26 protein-coding genes and 1 other RNA gene are annotated in these 26,152 nt (G+C 57.5%); 8 read left to right on the forward strand and 19 right to left on the reverse strand.

Annotation, left to right across the window (positions count from 1 at the left end):
- Positions 1–4: 4 nt before the first annotated feature.
- The gene (locus tag ABD735_RS12870) at positions 5–1,237 is read right to left on the reverse strand and encodes a TolC family protein (protein WP_344807028.1); all 1,233 of its coding nucleotides are present in this window, start codon (positions 1,235–1,237) and stop codon (positions 5–7) included.
- 777 nt (positions 1,238–2,014) lie between these two features.
- Between ABD735_RS12870 and ABD735_RS12875 the strand changes: the two genes are divergently transcribed.
- On the forward strand, positions 2,015–2,920 hold the full coding sequence (locus ABD735_RS12875; protein WP_344807030.1) for a cation diffusion facilitator family transporter: 906 nt from the start codon (positions 2,015–2,017) through the stop codon (positions 2,918–2,920).
- A 52-nt stretch (positions 2,921–2,972) separates the two neighbouring features.
- On the opposite strand, the gene ABD735_RS12880 is transcribed toward ABD735_RS12875, so the two are convergent.
- The 4 genes from ABD735_RS12880 to ABD735_RS12895 all read right to left on the reverse strand — a co-directional run bounded on the left by ABD735_RS12880 (position 2,973) and on the right by ABD735_RS12895 (position 5,563).
- Positions 2,973–3,641 carry a class I SAM-dependent methyltransferase gene (locus tag ABD735_RS12880; RefSeq protein ID WP_344807032.1) on the reverse strand — a complete coding sequence of 223 codons (669 nt, stop codon included), beginning with the start codon at positions 3,639–3,641 and terminating at the stop codon, positions 2,973–2,975.
- A 32-nt stretch (positions 3,642–3,673) separates the two neighbouring features.
- Positions 3,674–4,327: a cation diffusion facilitator family transporter gene (locus ABD735_RS12885; protein WP_344807034.1), complete on the reverse strand. Its 654-nt coding sequence runs from the start codon at positions 4,325–4,327 to the stop codon at positions 3,674–3,676.
- 187 nt (positions 4,328–4,514) lie between these two features.
- A complete protein-coding gene (locus tag ABD735_RS12890) occupies positions 4,515–4,715 on the reverse strand; it encodes a hypothetical protein (RefSeq protein WP_344807036.1) in 201 nt (66 codons plus the stop codon).
- A 125-nt stretch (positions 4,716–4,840) separates the two neighbouring features.
- Complete coding sequence (locus ABD735_RS12895) at positions 4,841–5,563, reverse strand: DUF2959 domain-containing protein (RefSeq protein ID WP_344807038.1); 723 nt, start codon at positions 5,561–5,563, stop codon at positions 4,841–4,843.
- 154 nt (positions 5,564–5,717) lie between these two features.
- Between ABD735_RS12895 and glnE the strand changes: the two genes are divergently transcribed.
- Complete coding sequence (gene glnE / locus ABD735_RS12900) at positions 5,718–9,668, forward strand: bifunctional [glutamate--ammonia ligase]-adenylyl-L-tyrosine phosphorylase/[glutamate--ammonia-ligase] adenylyltransferase (protein WP_344807040.1); 3,951 nt, start codon at positions 5,718–5,720, stop codon at positions 9,666–9,668.
- A complete protein-coding gene (locus ABD735_RS12905; protein WP_344807042.1) occupies positions 9,668–10,594 on the forward strand; it encodes a branched-chain amino acid transaminase in 927 nt (308 codons plus the stop codon). Before glnE ends, ABD735_RS12905 begins: the two co-directional genes overlap by 1 nt.
- Here ABD735_RS12905 and ABD735_RS12910 read toward each other — a convergent pair.
- The 4 genes from ABD735_RS12910 to rpiA form a co-directional block, all read right to left on the reverse strand.
- Positions 10,582–11,883, reverse strand: a complete 1,302-nt coding sequence (locus ABD735_RS12910; RefSeq protein WP_344807044.1) for a hypothetical protein — start codon at positions 11,881–11,883, stop codon at positions 10,582–10,584. The two genes, ABD735_RS12905 and ABD735_RS12910, sit on opposite strands and share 13 nt — an antisense overlap.
- Entirely contained in the window at positions 11,880–12,884 is a 1,005-nt protein-coding gene (lpxL, locus tag ABD735_RS12915; RefSeq protein ID WP_344807046.1) for an LpxL/LpxP family Kdo(2)-lipid IV(A) lauroyl/palmitoleoyl acyltransferase, read from the reverse strand. Before lpxL ends, ABD735_RS12910 begins: the two co-directional genes overlap by 4 nt.
- Positions 12,885–12,922: 38 nt before the next feature.
- Positions 12,923–13,450: an inorganic diphosphatase gene (ppa, locus tag ABD735_RS12920; RefSeq protein ID WP_344807048.1), complete on the reverse strand. Its 528-nt coding sequence runs from the start codon at positions 13,448–13,450 to the stop codon at positions 12,923–12,925.
- A 95-nt stretch (positions 13,451–13,545) separates the two neighbouring features.
- Positions 13,546–14,214, reverse strand: coding sequence for a ribose-5-phosphate isomerase RpiA (gene rpiA, locus ABD735_RS12925; RefSeq protein WP_344807050.1), 669 nt, complete (start codon positions 14,212–14,214; stop codon positions 13,546–13,548).
- Positions 14,215–14,344: 130 nt separating this feature from the next.
- Between rpiA and ilvA the strand changes: the two genes are divergently transcribed.
- Positions 14,345–15,898 (forward strand): threonine ammonia-lyase, biosynthetic, encoded by a 1,554-nt coding sequence (gene ilvA, locus ABD735_RS12930; protein ID WP_344807401.1) that lies wholly within the window; start codon positions 14,345–14,347, stop codon positions 15,896–15,898.
- 261 nt (positions 15,899–16,159) lie between these two features.
- Here the strand turns inward: ilvA and ABD735_RS12935 are convergent, their stop codons facing one another.
- The 4 genes from ABD735_RS12935 to ABD735_RS12950 form a co-directional block, all read right to left on the reverse strand.
- Positions 16,160–16,807 (reverse strand): 5-formyltetrahydrofolate cyclo-ligase, encoded by a 648-nt coding sequence (locus tag ABD735_RS12935; RefSeq protein ID WP_344807052.1) that lies wholly within the window; start codon positions 16,805–16,807, stop codon positions 16,160–16,162.
- A 27-nt stretch (positions 16,808–16,834) separates the two neighbouring features.
- Positions 16,835–17,021, reverse strand: a non-coding RNA gene (ssrS, locus tag ABD735_RS12940) — 6S RNA.
- A 98-nt stretch (positions 17,022–17,119) separates the two neighbouring features.
- Positions 17,120–17,404: a cell division protein ZapA gene (locus ABD735_RS12945; RefSeq protein WP_344807054.1), complete on the reverse strand. Its 285-nt coding sequence runs from the start codon at positions 17,402–17,404 to the stop codon at positions 17,120–17,122.
- A 10-nt stretch (positions 17,405–17,414) separates the two neighbouring features.
- The gene (locus ABD735_RS12950; RefSeq protein WP_344807056.1) at positions 17,415–17,624 is read right to left on the reverse strand and encodes a TIGR02449 family protein; all 210 of its coding nucleotides are present in this window, start codon (positions 17,622–17,624) and stop codon (positions 17,415–17,417) included.
- 176 nt (positions 17,625–17,800) lie between these two features.
- Here ABD735_RS12950 and ABD735_RS12955 point away from each other — a divergent pair, with 176 nt between their 5' ends.
- The 4 genes from ABD735_RS12955 (at position 17,801) to ABD735_RS12970 (ending at position 22,732) form a co-directional block, all read left to right on the forward strand.
- Complete coding sequence (locus ABD735_RS12955) at positions 17,801–18,502, forward strand: UPF0149 family protein (RefSeq protein ID WP_344807058.1); 702 nt, start codon at positions 17,801–17,803, stop codon at positions 18,500–18,502.
- A 69-nt stretch (positions 18,503–18,571) separates the two neighbouring features.
- Positions 18,572–19,999 carry a Xaa-Pro aminopeptidase gene (pepP, locus tag ABD735_RS12960; protein ID WP_344807060.1) on the forward strand — a complete coding sequence of 476 codons (1,428 nt, stop codon included), beginning with the start codon at positions 18,572–18,574 and terminating at the stop codon, positions 19,997–19,999.
- The gene (locus ABD735_RS12965) at positions 19,977–21,410 is read left to right on the forward strand and encodes an FAD-dependent monooxygenase (RefSeq protein WP_344807062.1); all 1,434 of its coding nucleotides are present in this window, start codon (positions 19,977–19,979) and stop codon (positions 21,408–21,410) included. Before pepP ends, ABD735_RS12965 begins: the two co-directional genes overlap by 23 nt.
- Positions 21,407–22,732: an FAD-dependent monooxygenase gene (locus ABD735_RS12970; RefSeq protein WP_344807064.1), complete on the forward strand. Its 1,326-nt coding sequence runs from the start codon at positions 21,407–21,409 to the stop codon at positions 22,730–22,732. Before ABD735_RS12965 ends, ABD735_RS12970 begins: the two co-directional genes overlap by 4 nt.
- A gap of 35 nt (positions 22,733–22,767) precedes the next feature.
- Here the strand turns inward: ABD735_RS12970 and ABD735_RS12975 are convergent, their stop codons facing one another.
- The 6 genes from ABD735_RS12975 to hisI form a co-directional block, all read right to left on the reverse strand.
- On the reverse strand, positions 22,768–23,490 hold the full coding sequence (locus tag ABD735_RS12975) for a 16S rRNA (uracil(1498)-N(3))-methyltransferase (RefSeq protein WP_344807066.1): 723 nt from the start codon (positions 23,488–23,490) through the stop codon (positions 22,768–22,770).
- Positions 23,490–24,260: a twin-arginine translocase subunit TatC gene (tatC, locus tag ABD735_RS12980; RefSeq protein ID WP_344807068.1), complete on the reverse strand. Its 771-nt coding sequence runs from the start codon at positions 24,258–24,260 to the stop codon at positions 23,490–23,492. Before tatC ends, ABD735_RS12975 begins: the two co-directional genes overlap by 1 nt.
- Entirely contained in the window at positions 24,257–24,715 is a 459-nt protein-coding gene (tatB, locus tag ABD735_RS12985; RefSeq protein ID WP_344807070.1) for a Sec-independent protein translocase protein TatB, read from the reverse strand. The genes tatC and tatB overlap by 4 nt, the downstream gene beginning before the upstream one ends.
- Positions 24,716–24,772: 57 nt before the next feature.
- Positions 24,773–25,069, reverse strand: coding sequence for a Sec-independent protein translocase subunit TatA (gene tatA / locus ABD735_RS12990; RefSeq protein WP_344807072.1), 297 nt, complete (start codon positions 25,067–25,069; stop codon positions 24,773–24,775).
- Positions 25,070–25,223: 154 nt separating this feature from the next.
- On the reverse strand, positions 25,224–25,655 hold the full coding sequence (locus ABD735_RS12995) for a phosphoribosyl-ATP diphosphatase (RefSeq protein ID WP_344807074.1): 432 nt from the start codon (positions 25,653–25,655) through the stop codon (positions 25,224–25,226).
- On the reverse strand, positions 25,652–26,122 hold the full coding sequence (gene hisI, locus ABD735_RS13000; protein ID WP_344807076.1) for a phosphoribosyl-AMP cyclohydrolase: 471 nt from the start codon (positions 26,120–26,122) through the stop codon (positions 25,652–25,654). Before hisI ends, ABD735_RS12995 begins: the two co-directional genes overlap by 4 nt.
- Positions 26,123–26,152: the final 30 nt, after the last annotated feature.

The raw sequence follows: 26,152 nt of genomic DNA on the forward strand, positions 1-26,152 counted from the left end.
CGTATCAGTTCGTTTGAGCAGAGGGTGGCACTGTCGCGGCGATCAGTTGACCCGATGTAAGTAGCACTTGTGTAAGCGCCAACTGCGTCTGTTTTTCGAGTGCTATACCAGCCAAAAGACTCTCGGCCCGCTGGTTGAGGGTCTGAAGATAATCTGCTGTGGAAAGATCCCCGCTACGCCATTGGCGCTCCAGCATCTCGGGACCGTTCTCTACATGACTCTGCGCCACTGTTTGCCAGCGGCCATACTGTTGTTGAAAACGCTGCCAGGCGGCCAGAGCCGCCTCGAATTCGAATCGTTGCTTGCGCAAAGCAGAACGATATCGCGCTTCGGCTTCCAAAGCTGCACGGCTCGCAGCGCGAGTTTCGGCACTGAAGTCGTTACGCACGTTGAGTGGAATGGCGAATGTGAGCGCCACGACATTCTCACCATCGTCGCGACCTGCATTGATGCCTACAGTGGGTTCTGCCCTGGCCGCGCGTCGTGTCACCTCGGCCTCCTCCTTCAGCGCCTGCCAGTTTGCGCGCGCAGTCGCGACTGCTGGATGCGTCAGCAGCTCCTCTTCGGACAGCGAACTTGGCAGAGTCGGCCACTCGTCCTTCGAAATACCGCCGAGTGCGGGCGACCACTCCGGAAGAAGTTCACGCAAGCGAGACTCAGCTGTCAGCGACGCGACTTCCAGTTCGGCAAGTTCGGCGAGCTGTTGGGACAGAAAAAGAAATGTAAGCTCCGCATCGATGGTGCTGATATCACCAGCGCTTTGCCGTTTGCGCGCCAACTCGAGCAGTGTCTGGAAGTGGTCTTTCTGTGCTGTCGCGATCGTGGCCGCACGATTTGCGGCATCCCACTCGATGAGGGCTTCCAATACTTCGGCAGTCCTGTCCATGGCCAGCTGGTGGTACTGTGCCTCAGCTGCCTGGCGGATGGATACGGCTTGATCCTTCCTCGCACCTTTTCTGTCCCACCAGTCGAGAGTCTGCTGAACACCGACGCGGAAGTTATTTTCTTCACCGCCACGTTCCACTTCAGAATACAGCTCAGGGTTGTGGAGTGGCTGGTCTGTTGCGTCGGCCGTGGCCCAGGAGCCCAGCAATTGCTCGCGAGCGGCAGAAATATCCGGATGCTGCTCTAGCTGTGGCGCCAGCCAGCCGGGCCAGTTATCCGCTCTGGCTTGCACGGCAAACGTGGAATAGGAAAGAAGTGCACAAATGGCATAAGAAACTTGCAGTTTCTTCATGAAAAGCCCTCGCAATGAGTAAATCAATGTACATCAGACGCAGCGCGGCATTGCCACGCTGTGTCAATAAGCAGATCGTGCCTGTACGTTGACTAGACTATCGGAGGTGGGTTATCTGAAAAAATGATGTGAGACCGGTAGCTGACGTGGTAGTCAAATAGTCCAGCGTGCAGCGCGGTGAGAAAGGATGGATGTTGATCGTCATCGAGAAACATTGGCGAGGAGCCATGACAATGGCAACAATGATGGCAATCCAGTTGGGCGGTAGCAGAATTGGTGGTCTTGTCAGTGAAGTCGCCTGACTGAGTCTGCTTGCTTGCCTCGTGCTCGTGCTCGAATGACAGATGCGCCTCACCTGATTGATGGCTGTTATGCACGTCCGCTATGGCGAGTACCGATTGCAAGGCAATGAGCGCGGCCAGAAAGACGGTCAGGAGGCGGTGAGTCGCAGAAATGATATTGATCCTGTAAAGCCAAAATGATTGACGTGGGTAACCCTACCAGATTCGTCCTTGGAGACCAACGCAATAATGCTATTGTTTATGAACAAGCGGCAAGGTGTCGCGCGTACCCATTTATCGGTCGAGAAAAATGCCGCGCAGTGTCTGGTGCAACCACACTTCGAAAGCGGGCTTAGCTATCAATTCATTTGACCCAGCGGTCTGATGCCTGCGGCTCTGCGTAGCCTCTTCGGCGACTGACGAGGTATTCACCAACATCAGCCCCGCAAGTTCATCCCGATACATGGAACGGGGCAGCAAAGAAAGGAACAGAAATATGGGCGGACATCACGATCACAGTTCCGGCAATTTGAAGACGGCATTCTTTCTGAACCTGAGCTTTACGATCATTGAAATCATTGGAGGCTTGTGGACGAATAGCATCGCAATCCTCAGCGATGCCGTACACGATCTAGGTGATTCCATGTCCCTGGGTCTTGCCTGGTATTTCGATCGCCTCTCGCACAAGGGGCCTAATCCGCAAAACACCTATGGGTATCGCCGCTACGCGCTGCTCGGTGGGCTCATCACCTCGATCGTACTCATCCTGGGTCTCGCCTTCATTCTCTGGCATGCTGTGGGCCGGCTCCTGTCACCAGAGGCTGTCAATGCCCCTGGTATGATGGCTTTGGCGGTGGTCGGGATAGTCTTCAATGGCGTTGCTGTGCTTCGGGTGCGGAAGGGTTCGTCTCTGACCGAAAGGGTCGTGAGCTGGCATCTGCTTGAAGACACGCTCGGTTGGGCGGCGGTCTTGATCGGCGCTGGCGTCATGACCATCTGGGATGTGCCGATCATCGATCCCATACTCTCGATCGGAATCTCTCTGTTCATCCTCTGGAACGTCATTCGAAACCTGCGCCAGTTTTTCCATGTGTTCCTGCAGATCAGTCCAGAGGGTTTCGATATGGAATCCTTTGAGCGTGACATAAGCTCACTGCCAGGCGTCAACTCCGTACACCACTGCCATAGCTGGTCTCTGGATGGCGAACATCACGTCCTGAGCGCGCATCTGGTGATGAATCAATCGGTAAGCCGGGAAGAAGTGGTAACGGTCAAGGAAAAAGTGCGTGAAATGCTGGACACTGAAAAGTTCGTACACCTCACCCTCGATGTTGAGCTCGAAGGCGAGGCTTGTGTCACAGGCGATGGCCCGCACGGCATCCCTCCCGAATTGCCCGGTTAAGGATCAATTGAAAGCCCGGCAAACTGATTGTAGATGCCGGCGCTGAGCGCTTTCATACATTGACTCCAGTCCCCGCTTGACGAATGGCGATGCAAAAAGAAATTGCACCGAAGTAGCGCTCGCTGGAATCACAGCGGGCAAAGTGCCTCTGGATCGAGCGCGCGGGCTTTCGATCTTTCAAATCTGTTGTTACGCCAAACGGTTGCTGCAACTTGGCTCCCAGCTTTACCAGCCAGTCAGGCCAGGCTTCAGGCCAGGTCATTTCGAAGTTCGCGAGCCGGCCGCCTGGCGGAAGTGCCGAGGCGATGGTTCGGATCACGCTGTCGTAATCAGGAATCGTCGCCAGCGCCAGCGTTGCCAGCACGGCATCGACATGTGGTGGAAAGACATAGTCGACCATGTCGCTTGCGACCAGCTCAACGTTACACCAGTCCTCCGCATCAATCTTCCGCTGTGCCTGTTCGAGCATCTCCGGCGACAGGTCGACGCCGATAATCCGCCCGGTCGGGCCAACGGCCCCGAGGAGCAGCGGCAAGTTGACACCGGTGCCGCAGCCTAGGTCGACCACCGTGTCACCCGGCTGCAAGTGTAACCCTGCCACCGCCTCCCGGCGGTAGCGGCGCAGCCGCATGCCGACCAGTTCGTACAGCAGCAGGCCGTGGTCGTAGACCGGCGCCAGCCGGCGATAGGCGCGGCTGAAGTCTTCTCTATCCCAGGCCATCGGGTATTTCCTGTCGTAGTTGCAGCATTTTATCAAGCATCGGCTTCCTCCCGATCGTCGGGATCAAGCTCGACGTGATATGCATCACGTCCCGATTCATAGGCTTCCCACGCTACGTAGGGCACAATCAACAGCGCGGCGATCGGGTCGGCCCACCACCAACCCTGCCATTGCACCAGACCGATGCCGATTAGCACAACGATGGTCTGATATTCGCATATCATCGTGTCGATGGCGTCGTACTTCAGCGTTGGTGAGTCGGTTTTCTTGCCGTAGTAATACTTGCCCCACGCGAGCAGTGGGTTAACGACCAGCGACACCAGCAGGATGCCAATGCCCCACCACGACATCGACGCCGTATCCTGGCTGATGAGCTTGCTGATCGCCTCATATAGGATAAAGGCCACCGCGACGGTAAAGGCCCCGGACAGAACGCTCAGGGTGATCTTTTTGCGCTTGCGTAGCTCGCGTTCACTTTTGCCCTGTTCCTCGCCACGCAAGCGCCAGATCATGAATGCCGCCGAATTGGCTTCGACGATGCTGTCCACGCCCCAGCTAACCAGGGCAGAACTCCCAGTGGCAAAACCCGCTGTCAGAGAGACAACAACTTCGATGATGTTATAGATCAGGCTCACTACCTCGACGGTGCGGCCCTTGCGAATGCGCGTGATATGTTCACTACTCATCTGAATGCTTCTCCTGTCGGGTGGTTTGTGAGAGTGCCGTAAGCAGGGCTCCTTCAGGGTTCAGCGGCTCGAACCAGAACAGGCTGGCATAGCGGTCGAAACCGTTTTGCATTGCTCGGTTCTCCATCAGCTTTGCGCCATGCCATCGCCATTCGAAAAATCGATGTGACGGCGCTGGCTCCCATGTCTATTTGACGCCTTCAATCAGGGCAGTGACTTGTCTACGTAAACCATCAACCATCGTATTGGGTTTCACCCCTTCGGCCGTGACCGCAAAATAATCCAGCACTTGAGTGTTCAGATGAATAGGCAAAATGTTTCTTGGCATCGTATAAAACTTACTGCGCTCGCCTTTCGAAAAGTCGTATTCTTCACGCAGGATGTTCATCCTCCGGCGAACTGTCTGTTTCGTGATTGGTGGCCGATTGCGCTGAAACAAACCGGATGGTCACGCCATCTTCGTCTGTAGTGCGGATTTGTGACCTGAGGCGCTGCGAACAGCACCTGATTTTCTCAGTCCGTTTCCAGCGTAGCCATAAAAGCCGTCGCCTCGGCAATCGACTGGTTCATCTCCTTGATGAGCACCTCTACCTGGCTCTCTACTCGACCGAGCTCGCTCTTGAGGCCATCGATCGCCTGAGCATTCAGGTTGTGCTTGAGATAGAGCACCTGATCCCGGAAAATCGTGAGCACAGGCTCCATTCGGGACTCGGCCTTCTTCATGGTCTTAAGCAGCGCCTGATACTCCTTTCGGGTCTCCTTCAGCTTCTGGCTACTGCGTCTCTTGAGCGATTCATCAGAATAGATATCGAGCTCGTCCTCCCATTCGTCGAACAGTGCCTCAGCTACGCCCTCGACCTTGTGTATGCGGTCATGAACATCCTCTGCAGCCTGTTCCGAATCCTGAAAGGCGTCATTGAGCTTGTCATACTTCGCCTGCAGCTCACTGTCCTGCTTGCCGAGCAGCGCCTGGAATTGCTCGAGTGCTGAGCTGAATTCTTCCTTGGCTTCTTCCTGTGAATCTTTGACGTTCTCCACGCGATCTTTCAGTATTTCGCGTTTGGGGATGCCGATTTTCTCCATGGCGCTGTAGTAAGCGCTCTGGCATCCCTGCAAGGTCATCAGGGTGGCGGTGCCGACCGTAAGCCCTGCGGCCAGTAATATGGCTCTTCCGAGTGGGGATCTGGTGGTTGGCAGGCGCATGGGCGGCAAGGCGCCGTGGGGTGCTGTAGGCATTGTCAAAAATCCTTTCCATGAATGGTTTATGATCTGGGCAAGCTCAGACTATACAATACTTTCCAGGCGCGGCCGTGGGCGCCTGCGTGGTCCTGACCTGAGCACAGGTCTATCCAATGATTTACGTGATCTCGACTAAAAGGATGCAAGTGCAATGAGTAGTGAAACTGACGCAGCCGCAGGGCCAGTTGAACTCGAAGCCAAGTTCGCGTTCGATCTCGCCAGACTCGAACAGCTGGAACGGGGTCTGGCCGTAGCCTATGGCAAGCCGCGGCAGCGTCTGCAACTCAGGAACACCTACTTCGATACGCCTGACCATCGCCTCAGGCAGGTCGGTGTCGCCTTGCGAATACGTTCGACTGCCCTGCTCGCCGAGGGCGACGGTACGGTGGATCTGCAGGTACTGGCGCCAGAGTCGATGGCCTGGGAGCAGACGGTGAAAGCGAGAGGCACCGTGACCGGTGGACTGCACAGCCGAAGCGAGTGGAATCACCCCCTCGGCAACCACCCCTCTGACGCACCGGTACCCGAACTTGATCAGCGCTGGCTAGAGGCGCTGGCGACCAGTGAGCTGCCGGGCCTGGCAGGCTTCGACTGGAGTCAGCTCCGCCCATTGTTCAACACCGATTTCGAGCGCTTGATCTGGTGGCACGAAGGCGCCGTGAACGTTGAACTTGCGCTGGATCAGGGGGCGGTCAGTGCGGGTGGCAAGACGACCGCGCTGTGCGAACTCGAAGTCGAGCTCAAGCGCGGGGGCAGCGAAGCCTTCAATGAGTTCCTGGGCGCGTTCAGGACCAGGATTGAGCAATCCGACGAAACTGAACCGGCGCTCGAGCTGCAGCCGTCCGAGATCAGCAAGGCCGCGCGAGGTTATCTGCTTGCCGGAAAAGCAGACTTTCTGACGCCACCAGAGGACTGTCAGAAGATCTGTCGCCTGAGCTGGCATGCCATTGCCGACCGCTACGATGCACAGGTGCCAGAGGCCTGGAGCGGGGCCGTGGCCGGATCAGGTGAAGCCGGTGCAAAGGCCTCCATGGCCGACGCAGGGCAGGAGGCGCCCACAGCAGAGCAGGCATGGCTGAACGGCGCTGCTGCGCAGATCGCCCGCGCGTTCTGCGTGAGCGACTTCCTCGCCGAGACCCTGAAGAATCATTTGCCCGCCGTCGTGCGCTACGTAGCCGACAGCCTGAACAAGACCTGGCAGAAAGCGGATTTCGAGCAGCTGTTGACCAGCCTTGGTGCAGGCGCGCCGGATGAAGATGAGGCCGCCTTCAATGCGGTTCTGCGCAAGTTCCGTACCCTGGCGCAATTCCGAATCGTGTGGCGCGACCTCGTCGTTTGCAACACGGTGGAGGAGACAACGCGAGAGGAGAGCTGGCTGGCGGAACTCTGTCTGCAGGCTGCGCATGATTTCTGGATGCAGCGGCTGGGTCGGCGCCACGGCTATCCGATAGCTGCAGGCAAGCCTCAGCCGCTTGTCATACTCGGTATGGGAAAGTTGGGCTCGTTCGAACTCAACGTCTCATCGGATATCGACCTGATCTTTCTGTTCGAGCAGGACTGCGGTGAGACCAGCTGGCCGGAGGGTGAAACGCCGCCGGGGAAGCTCCAGAGCCTGGACACGCCGGCCTTCTACCGTAAGCTTTGCCAGGGCATCATTGCTGCAATTGACCAGCGCACGGCTGACGGATTCGTGTTCCGTGTCGACATGCGACTGCGTCCATTCGGCCGCGACGGCGCGCTGGCCATCAGTTTCAGCGCGGCTGAGCACTATTACTTCAATCAGGGGCGCTACTGGGAGCGCTTCGCGATGCTGAAGGCGCGTGCTGTTGCAGGCGACATCAAAGCAGGCTCACGCCTTCTGGCGAATCTGTCGCCGTTCATATTCCGCAACTATATCGACTTCACGGCCATTCAGGCCTTGCGCGAAATGAAAGCCATGATTGAACAGGAAGTCGTGCGCCGAAGCCTCAAGAACAACATCAAGCTCGGCGCAGGTGGCATCCGTGAGCTCGAATTCGTCGTGCAGGTCATGCAGCTCATGCACGGTGGGCGACAGGTAATGCTTCGTCAGGGCAGCCTGTTCGGTATGCTGGAGAAACTCGAGAAGCTGCGCCTGCTGGAGCCGAAGGAGTGCGCCGGCCTTGCGGAGGCCTATGCCTTCCTCCGGAACCTCGAGCACGCCCTGCAGGGCCTGCGTGACCAGCAGACCCAATTGCTGCCGGTTGATGATCGAGACCAGTCTCGTATCGCTTTCGCCATGAATGAGCCTGACTATCCACAGTTGCTGAAGACCCTTGCACGACATCGCAAGATCGTCCGCCAGGTTTTCAACAGTGTAGTAACCCCGGCGACCCAGGCTGAGCTGATTGACCTTGGTCTGGTGGCGCAGGACCAGCAGACTGGCGCAGGGGTGCTGGACGATGTCGACTGCACCGAATGCTGGCGCATCATTGCTGGCGCCTTCGGTGTCGACATCACTGCCGATTCGGTGCCACAGCGACATGACAAGGAGGTGGCACCAGATCCTGCTGCAGTCCGCCAGCAATTGCTTGCGCAAGGCTTGCAGCCTGGAGCACTCGGGCACCTGGACGAATTGCTCGAGCTCGCAGACCGGCTCCTGCACTACTCGCAGTTTCGCCAGCTCAGGCCGGCGGGGGTGCGGCGCTTCCATGCCTTGATGCCTACGGCACTTGGACAGCTGTTTCGCTACGGACTCGCACCCTGGCTGAGTGCCCGTTTCTTTGCCTTGCTGGAGCAGGTGATCGGCAGGTCGGTGCATATGAGTCTGCTGATCGAGAACCCGCTTGCGCTCCACGAGCTCATGAGCCTGCTGCACGATAGCGAATGGATCGCCGAGCAGCTGATATCACTGCCGGTGCTCCTGAACGAGCTGGTGCAGCACAAGCAGATCTATACCCCGCCCGATGTGGCGACGCTCACCGATCAGCTGCGTCAGGAACTGCTGCGAATACCAGAGGAAGACCTGGAAGAGCAGATGGATGCGCTGCGTTATTTCAAGCGCGCCCATGAGCTGCGAGTTGCGGCGTCGGAAATCCGCGAGACCCTGCCGCTGATGAAAGTCAGTGACTATCTCTCCGCAATTGCTGAGGCGATGCTCGGTGAGGCGCTGCATTTCGCCTGGCAGGATGTGGTTCACAAGTATGGCCGCCCGATGCGCGATGCCACGACGCCCTGCGATCCTGATTTTGCCATCATTGCGTACGGCAAGCTTGGTGGGCTGGAGCTCAGCTACAGCTCCGATCTCGATCTCGTTTTCCTCCACGACGCTGACGATACACTGGAAACCGACGGAGAAAAACCCGTCGAGAACAGCGTGTTCTTTGCGAGGCTTGGGCAGAGAATCATCCATTTTCTGTCGACCCGAACCGTGCGAGGCGAGTTGTATGAGACGGATATGCGACTTCGACCATCCGGCAACAGCGGCTTGCTGGTGAGCACCCTCACAGCCTTCGAGCGGTATCAGCGTGAGCGTGCCTGGACCTGGGAGCTGCAGGCATTGACGAGGGCACGTTTTGTGGCCGGCTGTCCCCGAGTGGGTGAAAAGTTCATGGCTGTTCGTCAGCGGGTACTGTGTGCTGAACGCGACCCGGTCAAGCTGAGCCGCGATGTACTCGAAATGCGTGAGAAGATGCGCACGCAATTCGCCGTCGACGCGAAAAGCAGTCTCAAACACGCAGCAGGTGGCATTGTGGACATCGAGTTCATGGTGCAATACGCAGTGCTCCGATGGGCGCATGATTTTCCGACAGTCGCCAGGTGGAGTGACAACATTCGCATGCTGGAGGAACTCTCCAGCCGCAAGTGTGTAGACCCCGAAGCCGCTGACTGTCTTATTGCCATCTATCAGCTGTTCCGTTCGGAGCTACACAGCAAGACACTGGGACTGACTGCCGATACGACGTCGCACGAGGCAGGTGACGAGCCTGAGCCTGACGACAATGCGTCATCAACGAATTATGCAGCGACAGTAGAGACAGGCGAAGCGCTGGTGGCCAGAATGCTGCCTCAGCGGGAGAAAGTGTCTGCGCTGTGGCAACGCTGGTTTGAGCCATCAACATCGGAAGACGAGGAAACGAAGTAATGACATCAATGGCTGACAGAGACGGGTTCATCTGGATGGATGGTGAGGTGGTGCCGTGGCGGGAGGCTAATGTGCATGTCCTGACCCACACTCTGCACTATGGGGCCGGCGTATTCGAGGGCGTACGGGCCTACAGGACTGAGCAGGGCACTGCATTGTTCAGGCTCGAAGATCATACCAACCGGCTGTTCGACTCGGCTCACATCCTCAATATGAAGATGCCATTCTCGAAGTCCGAGATCAGCGAGGCACAGCTGGCGGCTGTCCGGGCGAACGATCTGGCGTCTGCCTACATCAGACCAATGGTGTTTTATGGGGCAGAGGGTATGGGACTGAGGGCAAGTAACCTGCAGGTGCATGTGATGATCGCTGCCTGGGAGTGGGGTTCCTATCTCGGAGAAGAGTCGGTCGCCAAGGGGCTGAAGGTCAGGACTTCGAGCATCACCAGGCACCACCCCAATATTGCCATGACCCGCGCCAAGGCCAACGGGCAGTACATCAACTCCATGATGGCCCTGAACGAAGCCCTGGCCAGCGGCTGTGATGAGGCGTTGATGCTGGATCCTGCTGGCTATGTGGCGGAGGGTTCAGCGGTGAACTTCTTCATGGTCAAGAACAGGGTGCTGTACACGCCACAGCTCACCTCGTGCCTGAACGGCATCACCCGCAATACCATGTTTCGTCTTGCGGACGAACTTGGCCTGCACGTCGTGGAGAAGCCTATCACGCGCGACGAGGTCTATATCGCGGACGAGGCGTTCTTCACTGGCACAGCTGCTGAGGTGACACCGATTCGTATGCTTGATGAACGGCAGATCGGTGAAGGTAAGCGTGGACCAATCACCGAAAAACTTCAGTCGCTGTACTACGATGTGGTGAAGGGGCGGCGCGACGATTATGCCGAGTGGTTGTCCTATCTCGATTGACGGACGGCCCTTTCGGTTCTGGTATCGTGAGGCGACTCATAGCCCGGTGCAATATCGGGCACATAAAAATCCTCGCGCGGCTTGAACAGCTTCACGCTCATGGCAATGACTATGAGCAGCAGGAAAAACTGAGTAGCTTTCAGACGCAGTATCCTGCGCTTCCTGCGATGGCTTGCCTTGCGGTTTCGCGCACTCGATGCTTCTGCTGAACTCAACAGCGCAGGACCATTGCCGAGGCCTGCTGCTGTGCTGCCATTGGTAACGGGGCCTGCTGAAGGCGTTTGAGTGCTTCTGAGGCCGCTGATGTTCTCGATGCCGAGGGCCACCAGGATATAAGTAGGTATCACCAGTATCAGCAGATCATGGTCGCGGACACTCCAGCTCCAGCTGATCTGGAAGAACAGAACGATCGCCCCCACCAGCCCCAGTAGCGAGAGAAAGCCGAAGCTCGGATTACGGCGAACGCTCCGCTGGATGCCGATCAGTCCCGCGATATAGAACAGCATTACGGGCTCGAACAGACTGCGGGCCAGCCAGTTGAACTCTGTGCCGAAGATGATCCAGCCGGCTAGCGTGCGGCTCTCCTTCCAGAAGCCGGGGAAAGTGAAATCCAGTGCCCGTTCGCTGCTGTTGTGCAGTTCGGAGAGCTCCGAGCGAAGCACGGCATAATGTTCAAAGGCATTATTGAGCAATCCCAGGCGAAGCAGCGCTTCATGTAGAAAATTACTGCCCCCAATCATCGAGCTCAGCCACATCATGACAAGGTAGGCCTGCAGGAACGGCGCCACATACACAAGCAACAGACGAAACTCTCCACGGATGAAGAGATAGACCGCGCTCACGATGATCAGTACGGTAAAGCTGACGTCGAGGTAGACCAGCACGATGGCGCCTATTGCGCTGCCAACGGCTGCGAGCAGGGATCTGCGTTCGGTCGCGTGAAGCAGACAGAGCACCGAGGCGATCAGCAACCAGAACTGCGAAGCCCCTTCAAAAGACGCCAGACCCCAGAATATCCAGGTAGGCGTGATGGCGAAGAGCAGTGCGGCATTGAAGCGGCCGAAGCCGTCCAGGAAGTAGCCGAGCAGATAGTACATCAGCGCACAGCCCAGGCTCCCGGTGAGCACGCCATAGAGCGAGTAGGCCAGCGAATATTCGCTGCTTTGCAGCAGTGCCGCCGCAACCAGGCGATAAATGAAGGCCACGAGGAAAATGAAGCCAGCCGAATCGGCCGCCTTGCCTGGATAGACGCCCGGGCTTGCACCGGTTCTGCTCCAGGGCAGCCTCATGTATTGGCAACCGCCGTACGAGGCCTGCGTTTCTTTTTCTTCACCACTTTATACGGCGAAGGCTCGGCGGGGTCCGGGCGTGTCTTGAATCGGCGGTGCATCCACAGGTATTGCTCGGGAAAGCGGAGGATCTCGCGTTCGAGCAGCTTGTTCGTGGCGGTGGCATCGGCGGTTTCATCGCCGGAAGGGTAGTTGGTCAATGGCTTGCTGAAATGCACTTCATAGTAGCCGCCGATATTGCGGAAGTGCGAAAACTGCAGCACTCGGCAGCCGGTTCTGGCTGCAATCTTGGACGTGGTTGTAATCGTCGCGGCAGGCACGCCGAAGAACGGCGCAAAGGTACTGTTCTGACGCCCATAGTCCTGATCGGTCGCATACCAGACTACACGGCCTTCTTTCAGGCTGCGAAGTGCACCTCTTAGCCCGCCTCGATTCAGTATGCGCTGGCAGTAGCGGCTTCGGCCACGGGTCATGTAGTAGTTGAATAGCGGATTATTGTGATCGCGCTGCATCACGTCGGCATTCGCAAACAGATTGTAGAGCGCGCCCGCGAGATCAATGGTGGCAAAGTGTCCCCCAAGCAGCAGCACACCCTTGCCTTCGGCGATCGCATTTTCCAGGTTTTCCAGGCCATAGGCTCTGCTGATCGGGCGAAAGCGTTCAAGATCGTTGAACCAGACAGCGGCCGCTTCCAGAAAACCAGTTGCATTGGCTTCGAAGCTGGCGCGTACGAGCCGTTCCTGCTCAAGTGCAGATCGCTCGGGAAAGCAAAGCCGAATATTGGTGCGGGTAATCGACCGGCGTGCACGCAGAAGGTGGTAAGCGCCCTTGCCGAGCATGCGCCCGAAGAACTGTATGTTACGAATGCTGAGTCTGGAAATGAGTTTCAGCAGACCGATCAGCAGCCAGGTCGGCCAAAATCTGGGCGCCAGAAAGTCAGCCGGTCGCTGGTCCAGCACAGGGTTCGCATTCACGTTGCCGGCCGGTTCGTCAGCAGCCATGAATGCGGAGTCCAGTCGCTTCGGGATGGGAAATTGGCTCAGCCTTTGTAGGCGGCAGCCGACTGAGTAATGGCTTCGCGTGCCTCGGCACTACCGGCCCAGCCAGAGACCTTGACCCATTTGCCTGGCTCGAGAGATTTATAGTTCTCAAAGAAATGCTCGATCTGCTTGATCAGCAGCTGTGGAAGGTCCGCGGGCTCATGCACGTCGTTGTACAGAGCAGAGACCTTGGCATGCGGTACTGCCAGCACCTTGGCGTCACCACCAGCTTCATCTTCCATATTCAGGATGCCGACGGGGCGGCAGCGAATCATCGCACCTGGCTGGATCGGGTAGGGCGCAACGACCAGCACATCCAGCGGGTCGCCATCGTCAGCCAGCGTGTTGGGAATAAAACCGTAGTTGGCCGGGTAGAACATCGGTGTTGCCATAAAACGGTCGACCACGACCATGCCAGCATCCTTGTCGACTTCATATTTGATTGGATTGGCGTTGGCCGGGATTTCGATGATGCAGTTGAAATCATCCGGGAGATCCTTGCCGGCTGGGATGGCGTCGAAATTCATGGTGCGTCCTTATCTGAAAAAGCGGGGTTGAGAGTCGATGATCGACTCGGCTCTGGAAACTGGCGCACAGTATAAGCGAGCGAAGGGCGCCGGGGCTAGCTGATCGTCCGGACGCCGCCTGCACCTGCCAGCAGCAGAACATCCGCCGGCCGCCTTGCAAACAGGCCATTGCAGACTACTCCGGTAATCTGATTGAGATCTGACTCGAGCGCTGTCGGGTCAGTGATCCTGAGGTTGTGAACATCGAGGATGATGTTGCCGTTGTCCGTTGTGAAGCCTTCCCGGTAGACCGGATCGCCGCCCAGCGCGACTATCTTGCGGGCGACCAGACTGCGGGCCATGGGGATGACTTCGATCGGTAGCGGGAAGTTGCCGAGCACGTCGACGAACTTGCTCTCATCAGCGATGCAGATGAACTCGCTGGCAGCTGCCGCAACGATCTTTTCACGCGTCAATGCGCCGCCGCCGCCCTTGACGAGCTGACGATGCTCGTTGCACTCGTCCGCTCCGTCGACGTAGAAGTCGACCCGGGATGCCGAGGTGAGCTCCAGTACTGGCACATGCAGCGAACGCAGCCGTTCTGCTGTGGCTGCAGAGCTGGCGACCGCCGCGTCGAAATCGATCTTGTGACGAGCCATCGCATCAATGAAGAAGTTGGCAGTTGAACCTGTGCCGAAGCCAATGATGGTATCGCTTTTCAGTAAGGGGAGGATGCGCTCGACGGCAGCTTCCGCTGCGGCCTTTTTCTGCTGGTTCTGATCCATGATGACCTGCCATGCCTGAGAGTGTGGAGCCTGTAGCCCGGTGAAGCGGTAGACTGAGGTATAGTAGTACCGCTACTATCTCACGATTCTTCAAGCCAGGCCCGAATTTGTCAACAAGCGACGCCGGCCGATACCGGAACATCTAATGCTACAGCGCTTCATCAAGAAAATTCTCTCCGCCCGAGTCTACGACTGCGCCATAGAAACGCCGCTGGATCACGCCAGACTGCTGTCCAAGCGCCTGGGCAACGAGGTCTGGCTCAAGCGTGAAGATCTTCAGCCCGTGTTCTCTTTCAAGATCAGAGGCGCCTACAACAAGCTGGCGCAGCTAAGCGAGGCCGAGCGGCAGCGCGGCGTGATCACCGCTTCCGCCGGGAACCATGCCCAGGGTGTGGCCCTGGCCGCTCAACAACTCGGTATTCGGGCCATCATCGTGATGCCCCAGACCACTCCGGAGATCAAGGTGAACTCGGTGCGCTCCCGTGGCGCTGAAGTCGTGCTGATCGGTGATGCCTTCGATGAAGCTGCCGCGCATGCAGCCAAACTCGTCGCGGAGCTGCAGCTGACTTATATCCCGCCCTACGATGATGAGGATGTCATTGCCGGACAGGGGACAATTGCGGTCGAGATACTGCGTCAGTTCAAAGGTCTGCCAGACGTTATCTTCACTTGTGTCGGTGGCGGTGGTCTGACGGCCGGTGTAGTGGCCTATATCAAGTATCTGCATCCGCATATCAAGGTGATCGGTGTGGAGCCGGCCGATTCGAACTGTCTGTATGCCGCGCTCGAAGCTGGACAGCCTGTTACTTTGGCGGAGGTTGGCATATTCGCCGACGGCGTGGCTGTAAAACGCATTGGAGACATTCCCTGGTCCATCTGCAAGGATCACATCGACGAGGTGATCCTGGTGAGTACCGACGAAATCTGTGCGGCCATCAAGGATATCTTCGAAGACACGCGGTCCATCGCTGAGCCGGCTGGTGCGCTGGCTGTTGCGGGAATGAAACGGTACGTCACTCGCGAGAAGGCCGTCGGCCAGCGCCTCGTAGCGACCGTGAGCGGTGCAAACATGAACTTCGAGCGCCTGCGCTACGTGTCTGAGCGAACGGAGATCGGTGAGGCGCGAGAGGCTATTCTTGCCGTGCAGATCCCAGAAAAGCCAGGCAGCTTCAAGCAGCTTATCAATACCCTTGGCGGCCACAATATCACCGAATTCAACTATCGCTATGCGCTGGACGATCGGACGACCGACGATGCAGCCAAGGCGCAGATCTTCCTGGGTGTTCAGGTGAGCAGGGGTGCTGAGGAAACTAGCGACCTCATGGGGGCGCTCAGTAACGGCGGCTACACCGTGATCGATCTCACGTCCAATGAGATGGCGCGAATGCACGTTCGCCACATGGTGGGCGGCCACTCGCCGGCGCTACTCAACGAGCTGGTGTATCGATTCGAATTTCCCGAGCGGCCTGGTGCATTGCTGAAGTTCCTGATGTCCTTCGGAACCCGCTGGAATATCTCCATGTTTCACTATCGGAATCATGGAGCGGCATTTGGTCGGGTACTGGTCGGAGCGCAGGTTCCGGCGGAGGATAAGGTCGACTTCGAGACCATGCTCGATACGATTGGGTTTCGATATTGGGAGGAAACGGATAATCCGGCTTACGGCCTTTTTCTCGGGAAGTAAGCGTTTGTGCATGAGCGCGTAAAAAACAGTGATTTTTTGTGTTTTGACCTTTGAAAGTTAGCGATACCTTCTATAATAATTTTCAACAACAACCCTGAAGTCGCTGAATCTGGATAAAAAAAGGTCTTACCGGCATGCAAAGAAAACCCGACGCCATCACCACTGTGCTGTTTATTTTCGTCATCAGCCTGGCTGTGTCAGGATTTACCACGATGATGCACGACGACGCAGAAGCTGCGACAGCTTCGCGTAGCGATGTTGTTACGGCTGTTCAGATGCAACCGTTGTTGACGAGGCGGTCGACTGATAGCGCCTATCGGACGCAATAGCGTCAAGCGGAATATCCCAGGGCTCCGAGGGCAGGCGCTCCACCCCCTGGAATTCGAAGGCAATACCCAGTTTCAGTGGCCTTGAAACCAGGCCAGTGGTCGCAGCACCGCTTGGCTTGCTGAAGCGCCCGAAACTTCTGTCGTAGAAGCCCCCGCCCATACCGAGCCTGTTACCCTGCTCATCGAAGGCCACCAACGGTACGCAAATCGTGCTAAGTGTCCATAGCGGCACCGTCAGCAGTGGCGGCGCTGGCTCAGAGATGCCGAAGCGATTGCGCATCATCGGCATACCTGGATAGAAGCGAGCGAAGCACAAACGACCGTGATGGACCGGATGCAGTACAGGCAGGAATAACTGCCTTCTGCAGCGAACTAAACGTGCTGCCAGGACATCAGGATCAATCTCGCCATCGTTTGCCAGGTAGAGGCCCCAGCGGAGATTGCGGCGAAACAGGAGTTGTGTGGTGATCGTTGAAGCGAGCGCCAGTGCGGCGTGTCGACGTTGAGTAGCCGTAAGGCTTCTCCGGCGGCGGCGCATCTGCTTTCTCAGGGAAGATCTGGCGTCTCGCTGACTGGTCATGAGCGACCTGCGAAACAGAGGGAAAAGAAGCTACCCGAATTACCGTTACTGGATGTAGCCCTTGAACCCGATGGTTCAAGGTGGCAACCGCAGGGCTGAGAAAGGCTTTCCTGTCGCTTTCGCTCAGGACTTGCACACATCAGCCACATTAGGCAGCCGGTAGTATAAGTATCGGCTCGAGGACATATCCAGCTGGCGGATAATCCAGGCAGTGGAACCAGTCTACTGCAAAGCTCCATGGATGTTAACCGCTTAGATGCGTCCAACTGTGACGTATTGTTAATTCCTGCAAGGCCAGCCAAAAACGTCTGGCTACTTGCCGAGCACTTCATCCAGGCGCCGGTGCATCTGCTCCAGCGACTGCTCTATGGCCGAGTCCCGCGTTGAAGCCTGCATGGTTTCATAGCTCAGATTGAGCGCGGCCATGACGGCAATCCGCTCGAGGCCATGCACCTTGCCGGTATTGCGAATTTCACGCATTTTCGTATCGAGCGCACTAGCGGCTTCTCGCAAGCCACTCTGTGCTTCTGGCGGACAGGCGACCAGATACTCCTTGTCGAGGATGGTGACGGCGACTGCGTTACCGGGCTTGTTCATAAATACCTACTCACGATGACTGCTCCAGAGACTTGAGCCGACCAATCATGGCTTCGATCTTCGACCGCGCCATATCGTTTTTCTGCATCAGCTGCATGCGCTCCTTGTGGAAGGCATCCTGCTGAACTTTCATCGCGGCGTTGTCGCTCTCGAGCTGGCGGCAGCGTGCGATCAGACGTTCCATTTTTTCATTGAGCTGTTGAAGCTTGACGACTTCCATTGAATCCTCGTATAGATCATCGCGAAGGTGGCCGTTGAGGCGCCCCCGCTCTCTATGTGGTGCTGGCGATATGTCATGCAGCTATGCGTCATGCTAGCATAGCCGTAACGCTTACAGGCGCAAGCAGACCCGCACACAAGATGCGCTCATACTAACCCAGTGGACCAGTATACGTCATGGCTACTCCGCAAAAAGCACTGGCTCAGATTCTCCAGCAGCTCAACAGTCCAGTGTCGGCTGCTTACATTCACGGGCTGTGGTCCGGCCGCGTCGTAGCTGGTGATTCGGCCTCCATCGCGCCCTCCGAGCTGGATCCTTCAGAGCGCGAATCGTTTTCCTCGCTCGATCCAGGCCGGCTCGCCGAGACGCCCTGGTGGCTACATACCGATGCGGTGCTCGACAGCGACGAAGCGGTGGATGGCCCCTACATAAAGGCCTTGGCACTGATATTCGGCTATGCCGAGGAAGCACTGGCCTCAGACGCGATGGATTTCTCGCTCTGGCTGGATACCTGCACCGATGACATTGCCGTGAAGCTCGATGAACTGGCCGAGTGGAGCCAGGGCTTTCTGGAAGGCTTTTCGGCCCTGCTCGGCGATCAGATCATGGACATCAGTGATGATGCGCAGGAGCTTATCGAAGACCTCATCGCCATCGGTGAGCTCGATCCGGACAGCGCGGCCGAGGAAGTCAATGAAGGCGCGGAGTTCGACTTCCTGCAGATCGAAGAGTTCGTCAAGACCGCCGTGCTCCACTTCTGGCATGATTTCCGAATCACCAAGAACAGCAAGTCCGCCGCGCCCGGGCAAGATGGCAAAAACGGCAAGTCGGCCGATGACAGTGATAACGACCCACTCGCCGGCGTTACTGTTCATTGATCTGAGAATGAGTGTGCTGCCGTTTCGAACAGACTCAAGTTGTCCATTTCAATAAGAAGGAAGCAGATTGTGGCAGGCCAGACAGCAACAAGAGCAAACACCGTAGCCAGAAAGCCTGCAGCGGGCAAGGGCGCGGCGGCCACGGGTCGGGGCGCCTCCCGACGTCCGGACACGACTGGCCCAGCGAAGATCAGCCGTCGCGAGTTCGACCGCCGGCGTACGGCGCTCATGGCCATGATGCCCGCAGACAGTATCGCCATACTGCCAGCGGCACCGGAGCGCATTCGTAACCGTGACGTCGAGTTTCCCTATCGGCAGGACAGCGATTTCTATTATCTCTCCGGCTTCCCCGAGCCACGCTCGGTACTGGTGCTGCGACCTGGCAATCCGCATGGCGAAGCCGTGCTCTTCTGTCAGGACAAGGAGCCAGAGCTGGAGCGCTGGAATGGCCGGATCATCGGGCAGGGCGAAGCGGTCGATTCATACGGCTTCGATGATGCGTTTCCAATCAAGGATATCGATGACATTCTGCCGGGCATGCTCGAAAGCGCCAGTGAAGTGTTCTACGACTATGGGGCCAACGAGGCTTTCGATGCGAACGTTACCCGCTGGCTGAACCGCATCCGCACCCAGATTCGCGAAGGCGCGCGCCTCCCCGACAGCATCAAGCCGCTGCAGTACAACCTGCATCATCTGCGGTCGTACAAGAGTGCGGAGGAAATCAAGGTAATGCGAGAAGCTGGCCGTATCAGCGCCGAAGCTCATATGGCTGCCATGAAACTCTGCAAGCCCGGCATGTACGAGTACGAACTCGAAGCCATTATCAATTATGAATTTGCCCGTCAGGGCGCAGTGTCCTGGGCCTATCCGGCGATTGTCGGTGGCGGTGCGAATGCCTGCATTCTGCATTACCGGGAGAACAACCAGAAGCTGAAAGATGGCGACCTGGTGCTGATCGATGCCGGCTGCGAGCTAGCCTATTATGCAGCAGATATCACCAGGACCTTTCCGGTCAATGGTCGCTTCACTGCCGAGCAGAAAGCCTTGTATGACATCGTTCTGGAAGCGCAGCTGCAATCGATTCAGCAGGTCATGCCCGGCAAGCACTGGAACGAGCCTCATGAGGCCTCCGTCCGGGTCATTACACAGGGTCTGAAAGATCTCAAGATACTCAAGGGCTCGATGGATGAGCTGTTGGAGACCAAGGCCTATATGCGCTTTTTCATGCACAAGACCGGTCACTGGTTGGGCATGGATGTTCACGATGTCGGCAGCTACAAGGTCGATAGGCAGTGGCGGCAGCTTGAGCCAGGCATGGTCATGACCGTGGAGCCAGGTATTTATATCGATCCCGATGCCGACGGTGTGGCCAAGCGCTGGCACGGTATCGGTATCCGCATCGAAGACGATGTCTGTGTGGGCAAGAATGGTCCTGATGTTCTGACCGAGAAAGTGCCGAAACGCACGGAAGATATTGAACAGCTCATGGCGTCATGAGCCGGCAGCCAGGGATAACATGCTGAAAGTTGCCATCATTGGTGGGGGGTTGGCAGGGTCTGCGCTAGCCATGGCGGTGCGCTCTGCACATCATCTGGACCTTACGCTCGTTGAACAGCGCGCTATCGCCTTCGATAGCGGCGTGACTGCGAGCGCCGAAGCAGCAAGCGTAGATGCCGTTGCGGATCGCCGCTCGAGTGCACTGAGTTATTCGAGTCAGCAACTGCTGCAGCGTTTCGGCGTCTGGCCGGATATTGCCAGATGGGCGGCGCCAATCGAGCAGATTGCGGTCAGCGAGCGCGGTCAGTTCGGGCAGGTCGCGCTCAGTAGCCGAGAGTGTGGCGTGCCAGCGCTCGGCTATGTCATACCCAATGAAGTACTTGGCCAGGGCATGCTGTCACAGGTTGCTCGCGCAGACGCCCAGCGTTTTCGTCTACGCTCGCCGGCTACACTGACACAGGCCCAGCTGACACCGGAGCAGCGCTGGGTACTGCAGTTCGACACGTCAGATGGCGTGGTCAGCGACACCTTCGACCTACTCGTCTTTGCCGATGGCGGCAAGGCTGCAGAACTCTGCAGCGCAAGCTTGACGGAGCAGTCCGGTGCGATGTTCGAGCAGCATCGACATGACTATGCGCAGGTGGCCATCATCGCCAATATCCGTAGTCGAACTGGTCACGAACGGCGGGCCTTCGAACGCTTTATCGATGAAGGTGCGATCGCGCTTCTGCCTCTGGCTGGCGATGGCGACCTCTGGTATTCACTGGTCGTCACGGTCAACAGTGAGCGTGCGCAGCGCATCAATTCGCTTGAAGACGCCGCATTCATTGACGAAATTCAGCGTCTCGCCGGATTTGAGCCGGGCATCTTCACCGCCGTGAAAGCCCGCCAGTCTTACCCACTCTCCTTGCTGGACATGCCTGGCCAGATCGGCCCCGCATGCGTAGTCATCGGCAACGCTGCACACACTCTTCATCCAGTCGCGGGGCAGGGCTTCAACCTTACGCTGCGTGATGTCGGGGCGCTGGCCAATATATTGACTGCTCGCGAGATGCAGAATGCCGATGCGACCGCCATCAATGCAGGTTTAGCGGCTTATGGACAAGCGCGGTATGCCGATCAGCGTATGCTGATTGAAATAACCGACCTGCTGGTGGAGCTGTTCATGCGGCCGGGGAGTACACGACCCGCTGTTGAAGACGACCGGCCCAATCGCTGGCTGCCGGTGTCGGTAGTCTCGGCACTGCGCAAGTCTCGGCGCGTCGGATTTGCCATGCTCAACACCATGCCCTTCGCACGTCGAGAGTTTGCCGAAGCGGCTATGGGGCTCTGGGCGCCGCAGGCTGCGCCCTGGCAGCCCAGACAGCGGCCTCGGATCGAAGCCCTTGCAGAAGAGAACATGCCCTCATGACTCCTCAGACGCCCGCTATCGGCACAGGTCCGTCTGCGGCCTACGACGCTGTGATCATCGGTGCAGGACTGGTTGGCGCTGCGCTCACGCTTCGCCTGCTGCAACTAGGCCTGCGGGTTGCACTGGTGGATCCGAGTCCTGCGCTGAATGCAGCGGCTGTGAAGCAGGTTCAGGCGGAAGCCCCATCAGGCGATATCGCGACCTACGATGTCAGAGTGAGTGCCTTGTCGCCGGCATCGCGGAGGCTGCTTGAAGATATCGAGGTCTGGTCTTCGATTCAGGACGCCGCGCAGCCCTACACCAGCATGCGAATCTGGGACGCCCGCAACGGCGGTCGAATTGGCTTCGATGCCATGGATGTCCAGCAGCCCGACCTGGGCTGCATCGTCGAGAATCGCATTGTGCTGGCTGCGCTGTATCAGCGACTCGCTGCAGCCGCAGCTGAACCGAAGGCGCAGCTGCGACTGGTCAGGGGCAAGCTGCGGGGCATTCTGCCAGCGCAGGATGATAGCCGTTTGCTGACCATTGACACCATCGCAGCAGACGGCGAGCCTCCTGCAAAGGCGCTCACACTATCGAGCCGCCTCATAGTCGGCGCCGATGGTCCGGGTTCACAGACTCGCAGACTGCTGGATATTCCGACACGTGAGTGGGATTACGGGCAGCAGGCGATTGTGGCCACAGTGGCCTTTGATGAATCACATGACAGTGTTGCCTGGCAGCACTTCACGCCCAGTGGGCCACTGGCGCTCCTGCCACTGCGAGCCCACCTTGGACAGCAGGGCTCCCCAGGTGGTCATGAAGGCCGACTCATTTCCATTGTCTGGTCGCAGGATCATGACGAAGCGCGAGCACTCATGGCTGCTGATGATGAGACTTTTCTTCAGCATCTGAACGCTGCGTCCGAAGGCTGTATTGGCACAGCGATAGCGGCCGGCAAGCGAGTGTCGGTGCCGCTGAGACAGTGTCATGCCAGGCGCTATCATATGGATGCGGCAGTACTCATAGGGGATGCCGCCCATGTTATCCATCCTCTGGCAGGGCGAGGGGTGAACCTGGGTTTGAAAGACGTCACCGCGCTGGCGGCATCCATAGAGCGAGGGCTCGGCCGCGGACTGCTTCCCGGTCATATTGAAACGCTCCGGCGATACGAATTGCAGCGGCGGCCCGACAATCTGGCTGTCATGGCCATGATGGAGGGCTTTCACAGAGGCTTCACGAGCCGCTCAGCCCTGCTGAACAATCTGTTGAATCGTGGGATGTCAGCTGTGCACGCGCTGCATCCGCTGAAGCGGAAAATCATCAGCCTGGCGATGAACTAGGCAGGACTGGCGCTCTACTGTGGCATCGCTGGCATTCAGAGCAGCAAGGCACCGACCAGCGCTGGCAGGGCTGTTTCAACCCGCAGTACCCGCTGGCCCAGCGACACCGGCTCGAAGCCGGCTTCGATGAAGTGTTCGACTTCATAGGGAATAAAACCACCCTCGGGACCGACCGCCAGCGTGACCGCTTCATCCTGAAGTCCACGAAACGCTGCTGACGGCCGACCATCCACTGCGCCAAGCAGCTTCCGGGAATTTTGCGCGATAACAGGCAGCTCATCTTCGACGAAGGGTTTGAAGCGCTGATGCAGGGTAATCACCGGCAGCTGCGTGTCCATCGACTGCTCGAGCCCAAGGATAGTGTTGGCAAACATCGCCGCTTCGCTCAGGTAGGGTGACTGCCAGTAACTCTTGTCGACCTTCCTCGCGTGGCAGACACAGATTCGCTTGATGCCGAGAGACACTGCAGACTGCAAGGTGCGCCGCAGCATCTTGGGTCGCGGCAAGGCAAGTACAAGTGTGAGCGGCAACGGCGGGGGCGGCATGATGGCCAGCGCGTCTGGTCTCAGTGTGAGCGCATCTTGTTCAACGCCAATCACTTCGGCAAACCCCAGGTTCCCTCCGAGCACACCAATTTCGAGGTGATCACCTGGGACGACCTTTACGATCCTGAGCAGATGGATGGCTCGGCGGTCGGTGGCAGGCAGGTACACGAGCTCGCCTGCGATCTCCTCAGGCGTCAACAGCAGCAGGTTCATCAGGGCGTGGAGGGTTGCTCGTCGGAAGCACTGCCTTCAATGCCGAGGTGCCTGGCGAAAAATATGCCGGCTTCATAGAGCAACCACATCGGCACCGCCAGCAGCGTTTGGGAAATGACGTCAGGGGGTGTCAACACCATGCCCACCACGAAACAGCCGACAATGATATAAGGCCGCTTTTCCTTCAGACTCGCAATGGAAGTCAGGCCAGTCTTGAGCAGCAGTATGGTGGCGACGGGAATCTCGAAGGCGACACCAAAGGCGAAGAACATTTTCAGAATGAAGTCGAGGTAGCTATTGATATCCGTCATCATCGCCACCCCTTCCGGACTTGTGGAGGCAAAGAATGCGAAGGCCAGCGGAAATACGACGAAGTAGGCGAAAGCGACGCCGGCATAGAACAGGAGGACGCTTGTAATCAACAGTGGGATCGCAAAACCCTTTTCCTTCTGGTACAACGCCGGCGCAATGAAGCTCCATATCTGGTAAAGGATGTAAGGCACAGCCACGAAAAATGCGGTGAACAGAGTCAGCTTGAACGGGGCCAGAAAAGGCGAGGCCACGTTTGTCGCTATCATGGTGGCGTTGGGTGGCAGGGCTGCCCTCAGCGGCTCGGACACTGCTGCATAAAGTTCATTGGCAAAGGCATAGAGCGGAATAAAACAGACGGCGATCGAGAGAACGCAACGCAGCAACCTGTCGCGGAGTTCGACGAGGTGACTGACCAGCGACTGTTCGCCGGATTCCTGCATGTCGGACTCGTCGGTCATGATGGTTTCGTGTGCTCCCCGTTTGCCTGATCAGGCTGCGGTTTAGGTGATTTGTCGATCTGTGTCGCCGGCTGCTCATTGGAAGTAGCGGCTGGCTGTGTCGATGCTTGCGCAGGTTGTTCGTTGCTGCTTGGACGAGACTTCACTGGTTCTGTGCCAGCGATGGGCTCACGAACAATGCTGTCCTCGAAGTCTTTCGCCCTGTCCAGCGCCTGGCGGACGGTGCCCTGTATATGTTCGACGCCCAGCGTGTCGCCTTCCTTGCGCAACTTCTCGCGGAACTCCTCAGCCTTCAGCTGCTTGTCGATCTCGCTGGTAAATTGCGAAGCCATTCGTCGAAATTTACCTATCCAGAGGCCCGCACTCCGCGCAGCGCCAGGGAGACGCTCTGGTCCCAGGACCAGCAGTGAAATCACCGCGATCAATACCAGTTCAAGAAAGCCAATATCAAACATACACTTGGTTTACCACACAAAGGCCGGTCAAGCGATCTACCTCCTGACAGGGAGGGATCAGCTTTTTCTGGTATCAGCCGCTGATTGTGTCTCCACGGCCGAGCCCGAATTGCTTTCGGAAGCCAGGGGGTCCGAACCATTGCCCTGTGGAGTCTGCTCGCTGATCTGTGAGTTGGCTGTTTTCTTTTGCTCAGCCTCGGCATCAACCTTGTTGGCGTCATCTTCCCCAACAGCCTTCTTGAAGCCCTTGATCGCGCCGCCCAGGTCAGAGCCGATATTCTTCAGTCGCTTGGTGCCGAAGAGCAGTACAACGATCACCAGTACGATCAGTAACTGCCACATTGAAATACCCATACCTAACCTCTCGATCGAGCGTCGTTGACGGTTTGCCTTCTCAGCAATTCGTCTTTGGAGCGCGTTTATGGTGTCTGACTGAGTTTCGGGCCAGCACTCGTGATCTGGCATCCTCGTCTGTGAATATTACACCACTATGACAAGGAGTGGTGCATCAGGGTTTACGACTGTTTTTTTCGTCGATGCCGGAGAGGCCAAATCGCCGGGCCAGTTCGCGCAGCACATCTTCGTGAGAGCAGCCCAAATGCTGGAGTGCCAGCATGCAGTGGAACCAGAGATCCGCGGTCTCCGATACCATATCGTGCTTCAGCCGATCTACCTCCGCGCTTCCCGATCGCTGTCCGCTCTCAAGATCCTTGGCTGCCAGAATAGTCTCGGTACACTCTTCGCCAACCTTCTCCAATATCTTGTTTAACCCCTTGCTATACAGCGTAGCGACGTAACTTGAATCGGGTGGCGCATTCTTGCGGCCAGCCAGCACCCGGTCGAGTTCAATCAATACGCGGCTGGAGTCAGTGACCAGCGCTGTGCCAGTGTCGTTATCTGCGTCCGCAGCACCATCCTGCGGGTGTTCTTTATCGCTCATGAGTCTCCTGTTTCCGAATCACGGTGGCTTGTGCCCTGAGGCTGCGAATACACCTGGCTCATATCTTTCAGTACCGCACTGTTCGTCACCCATTCCGGGCCTGCGCCAGTCACTGCAAGGGTGCGGAAGAAACAGTTGGCCCGACCGGTATGGCAGGCAATGCCACCGACCTGCTCAACGTCTGCGACGATCACATCGCCATCACAATCGAGCCGGAGCGCATGAAGCTTCTGAACATGGCCTGACTCTTCACCCTTGTGCCAGAGCTTTTGCCTGGATCGCGACCAGTAGACCACCTCGCCACGCCGAAGTGTCTCTAGCAGCGCTTCGCGGTTCATCCACGCCTGCATCAATATTTCACGGCTTTCAGCATCCTGGGCGACCACATTGACGAGGCCGTCGTGATTCCAGCGAATCTCGTCAAGAAAGGCCGAGGCCTCAGTGATGGCCGTGTCGACTGTAAACATGTTCAGCTCCCCGCCACAGGCGTGGTATGG

The organism is Allohahella marinimesophila, from assembly GCF_039538005.1.
Taxonomy (GTDB): domain Bacteria; phylum Pseudomonadota; class Gammaproteobacteria; order Pseudomonadales; family Oleiphilaceae; genus Allohahella; species Allohahella marinimesophila.

Bases quoted from the DNA above. Each gene is read 5' to 3' on its own strand.
- ABD735_RS12870 (WP_344807028.1), bottom strand. From the start codon at position 1,237: ATGAAGAAACTGCAAGTTTCTTATGCCATTTGTGCACTTCTTTCCTAT.
- ABD735_RS12875 (WP_344807030.1), top strand. From the start codon at position 2,015: ATGGGCGGACATCACGATCACAGTTCCGGCAATTTGAAGACGGCATTC.
- ABD735_RS12880 (WP_344807032.1), bottom strand. From the start codon at position 3,641: ATGGCCTGGGATAGAGAAGACTTCAGCCGCGCCTATCGCCGGCTGGCG.
- ABD735_RS12885 (WP_344807034.1), bottom strand. From the start codon at position 4,327: ATGAGTAGTGAACATATCACGCGCATTCGCAAGGGCCGCACCGTCGAG.
- ABD735_RS12890 (WP_344807036.1), bottom strand. From the start codon at position 4,715: ATGAACATCCTGCGTGAAGAATACGACTTTTCGAAAGGCGAGCGCAGT.
- ABD735_RS12895 (WP_344807038.1), bottom strand. From the start codon at position 5,563: ATGCCTACAGCACCCCACGGCGCCTTGCCGCCCATGCGCCTGCCAACC.
- glnE (WP_344807040.1), top strand. From the start codon at position 5,718: ATGAGTAGTGAAACTGACGCAGCCGCAGGGCCAGTTGAACTCGAAGCC.
- ABD735_RS12905 (WP_344807042.1), top strand. From the start codon at position 9,668: ATGACATCAATGGCTGACAGAGACGGGTTCATCTGGATGGATGGTGAG.
- ABD735_RS12910 (WP_344807044.1), bottom strand. From the start codon at position 11,883: ATGAGGCTGCCCTGGAGCAGAACCGGTGCAAGCCCGGGCGTCTATCCA.
- lpxL (WP_344807046.1), bottom strand. From the start codon at position 12,884: ATGGCTGCTGACGAACCGGCCGGCAACGTGAATGCGAACCCTGTGCTG.
- ppa (WP_344807048.1), bottom strand. From the start codon at position 13,450: ATGAATTTCGACGCCATCCCAGCCGGCAAGGATCTCCCGGATGATTTC.
- rpiA (WP_344807050.1), bottom strand. From the start codon at position 14,214: ATGGATCAGAACCAGCAGAAAAAGGCCGCAGCGGAAGCTGCCGTCGAG.
- ABD735_RS12935 (WP_344807052.1), bottom strand. From the start codon at position 16,807: ATGACCAGTCAGCGAGACGCCAGATCTTCCCTGAGAAAGCAGATGCGC.
- ABD735_RS12945 (WP_344807054.1), bottom strand. From the start codon at position 17,404: ATGAACAAGCCCGGTAACGCAGTCGCCGTCACCATCCTCGACAAGGAG.
- ABD735_RS12950 (WP_344807056.1), bottom strand. From the start codon at position 17,624: ATGGAAGTCGTCAAGCTTCAACAGCTCAATGAAAAAATGGAACGTCTG.
- ABD735_RS12955 (WP_344807058.1), top strand. From the start codon at position 17,801: ATGGCTACTCCGCAAAAAGCACTGGCTCAGATTCTCCAGCAGCTCAAC.
- ABD735_RS12970 (WP_344807064.1), top strand. From the start codon at position 21,407: ATGACTCCTCAGACGCCCGCTATCGGCACAGGTCCGTCTGCGGCCTAC.
- ABD735_RS12975 (WP_344807066.1), bottom strand. From the start codon at position 23,490: ATGAACCTGCTGCTGTTGACGCCTGAGGAGATCGCAGGCGAGCTCGTG.
- tatC (WP_344807068.1), bottom strand. From the start codon at position 24,260: ATGACCGACGAGTCCGACATGCAGGAATCCGGCGAACAGTCGCTGGTC.
- tatB (WP_344807070.1), bottom strand. From the start codon at position 24,715: ATGTTTGATATTGGCTTTCTTGAACTGGTATTGATCGCGGTGATTTCA.
- tatA (WP_344807072.1), bottom strand. From the start codon at position 25,069: ATGGGTATTTCAATGTGGCAGTTACTGATCGTACTGGTGATCGTTGTA.
- ABD735_RS12995 (WP_344807074.1), bottom strand. From the start codon at position 25,655: ATGAGCGATAAAGAACACCCGCAGGATGGTGCTGCGGACGCAGATAAC.
- hisI (WP_344807076.1), bottom strand. From the start codon at position 26,122: ATGTTTACAGTCGACACGGCCATCACTGAGGCCTCGGCCTTTCTTGAC.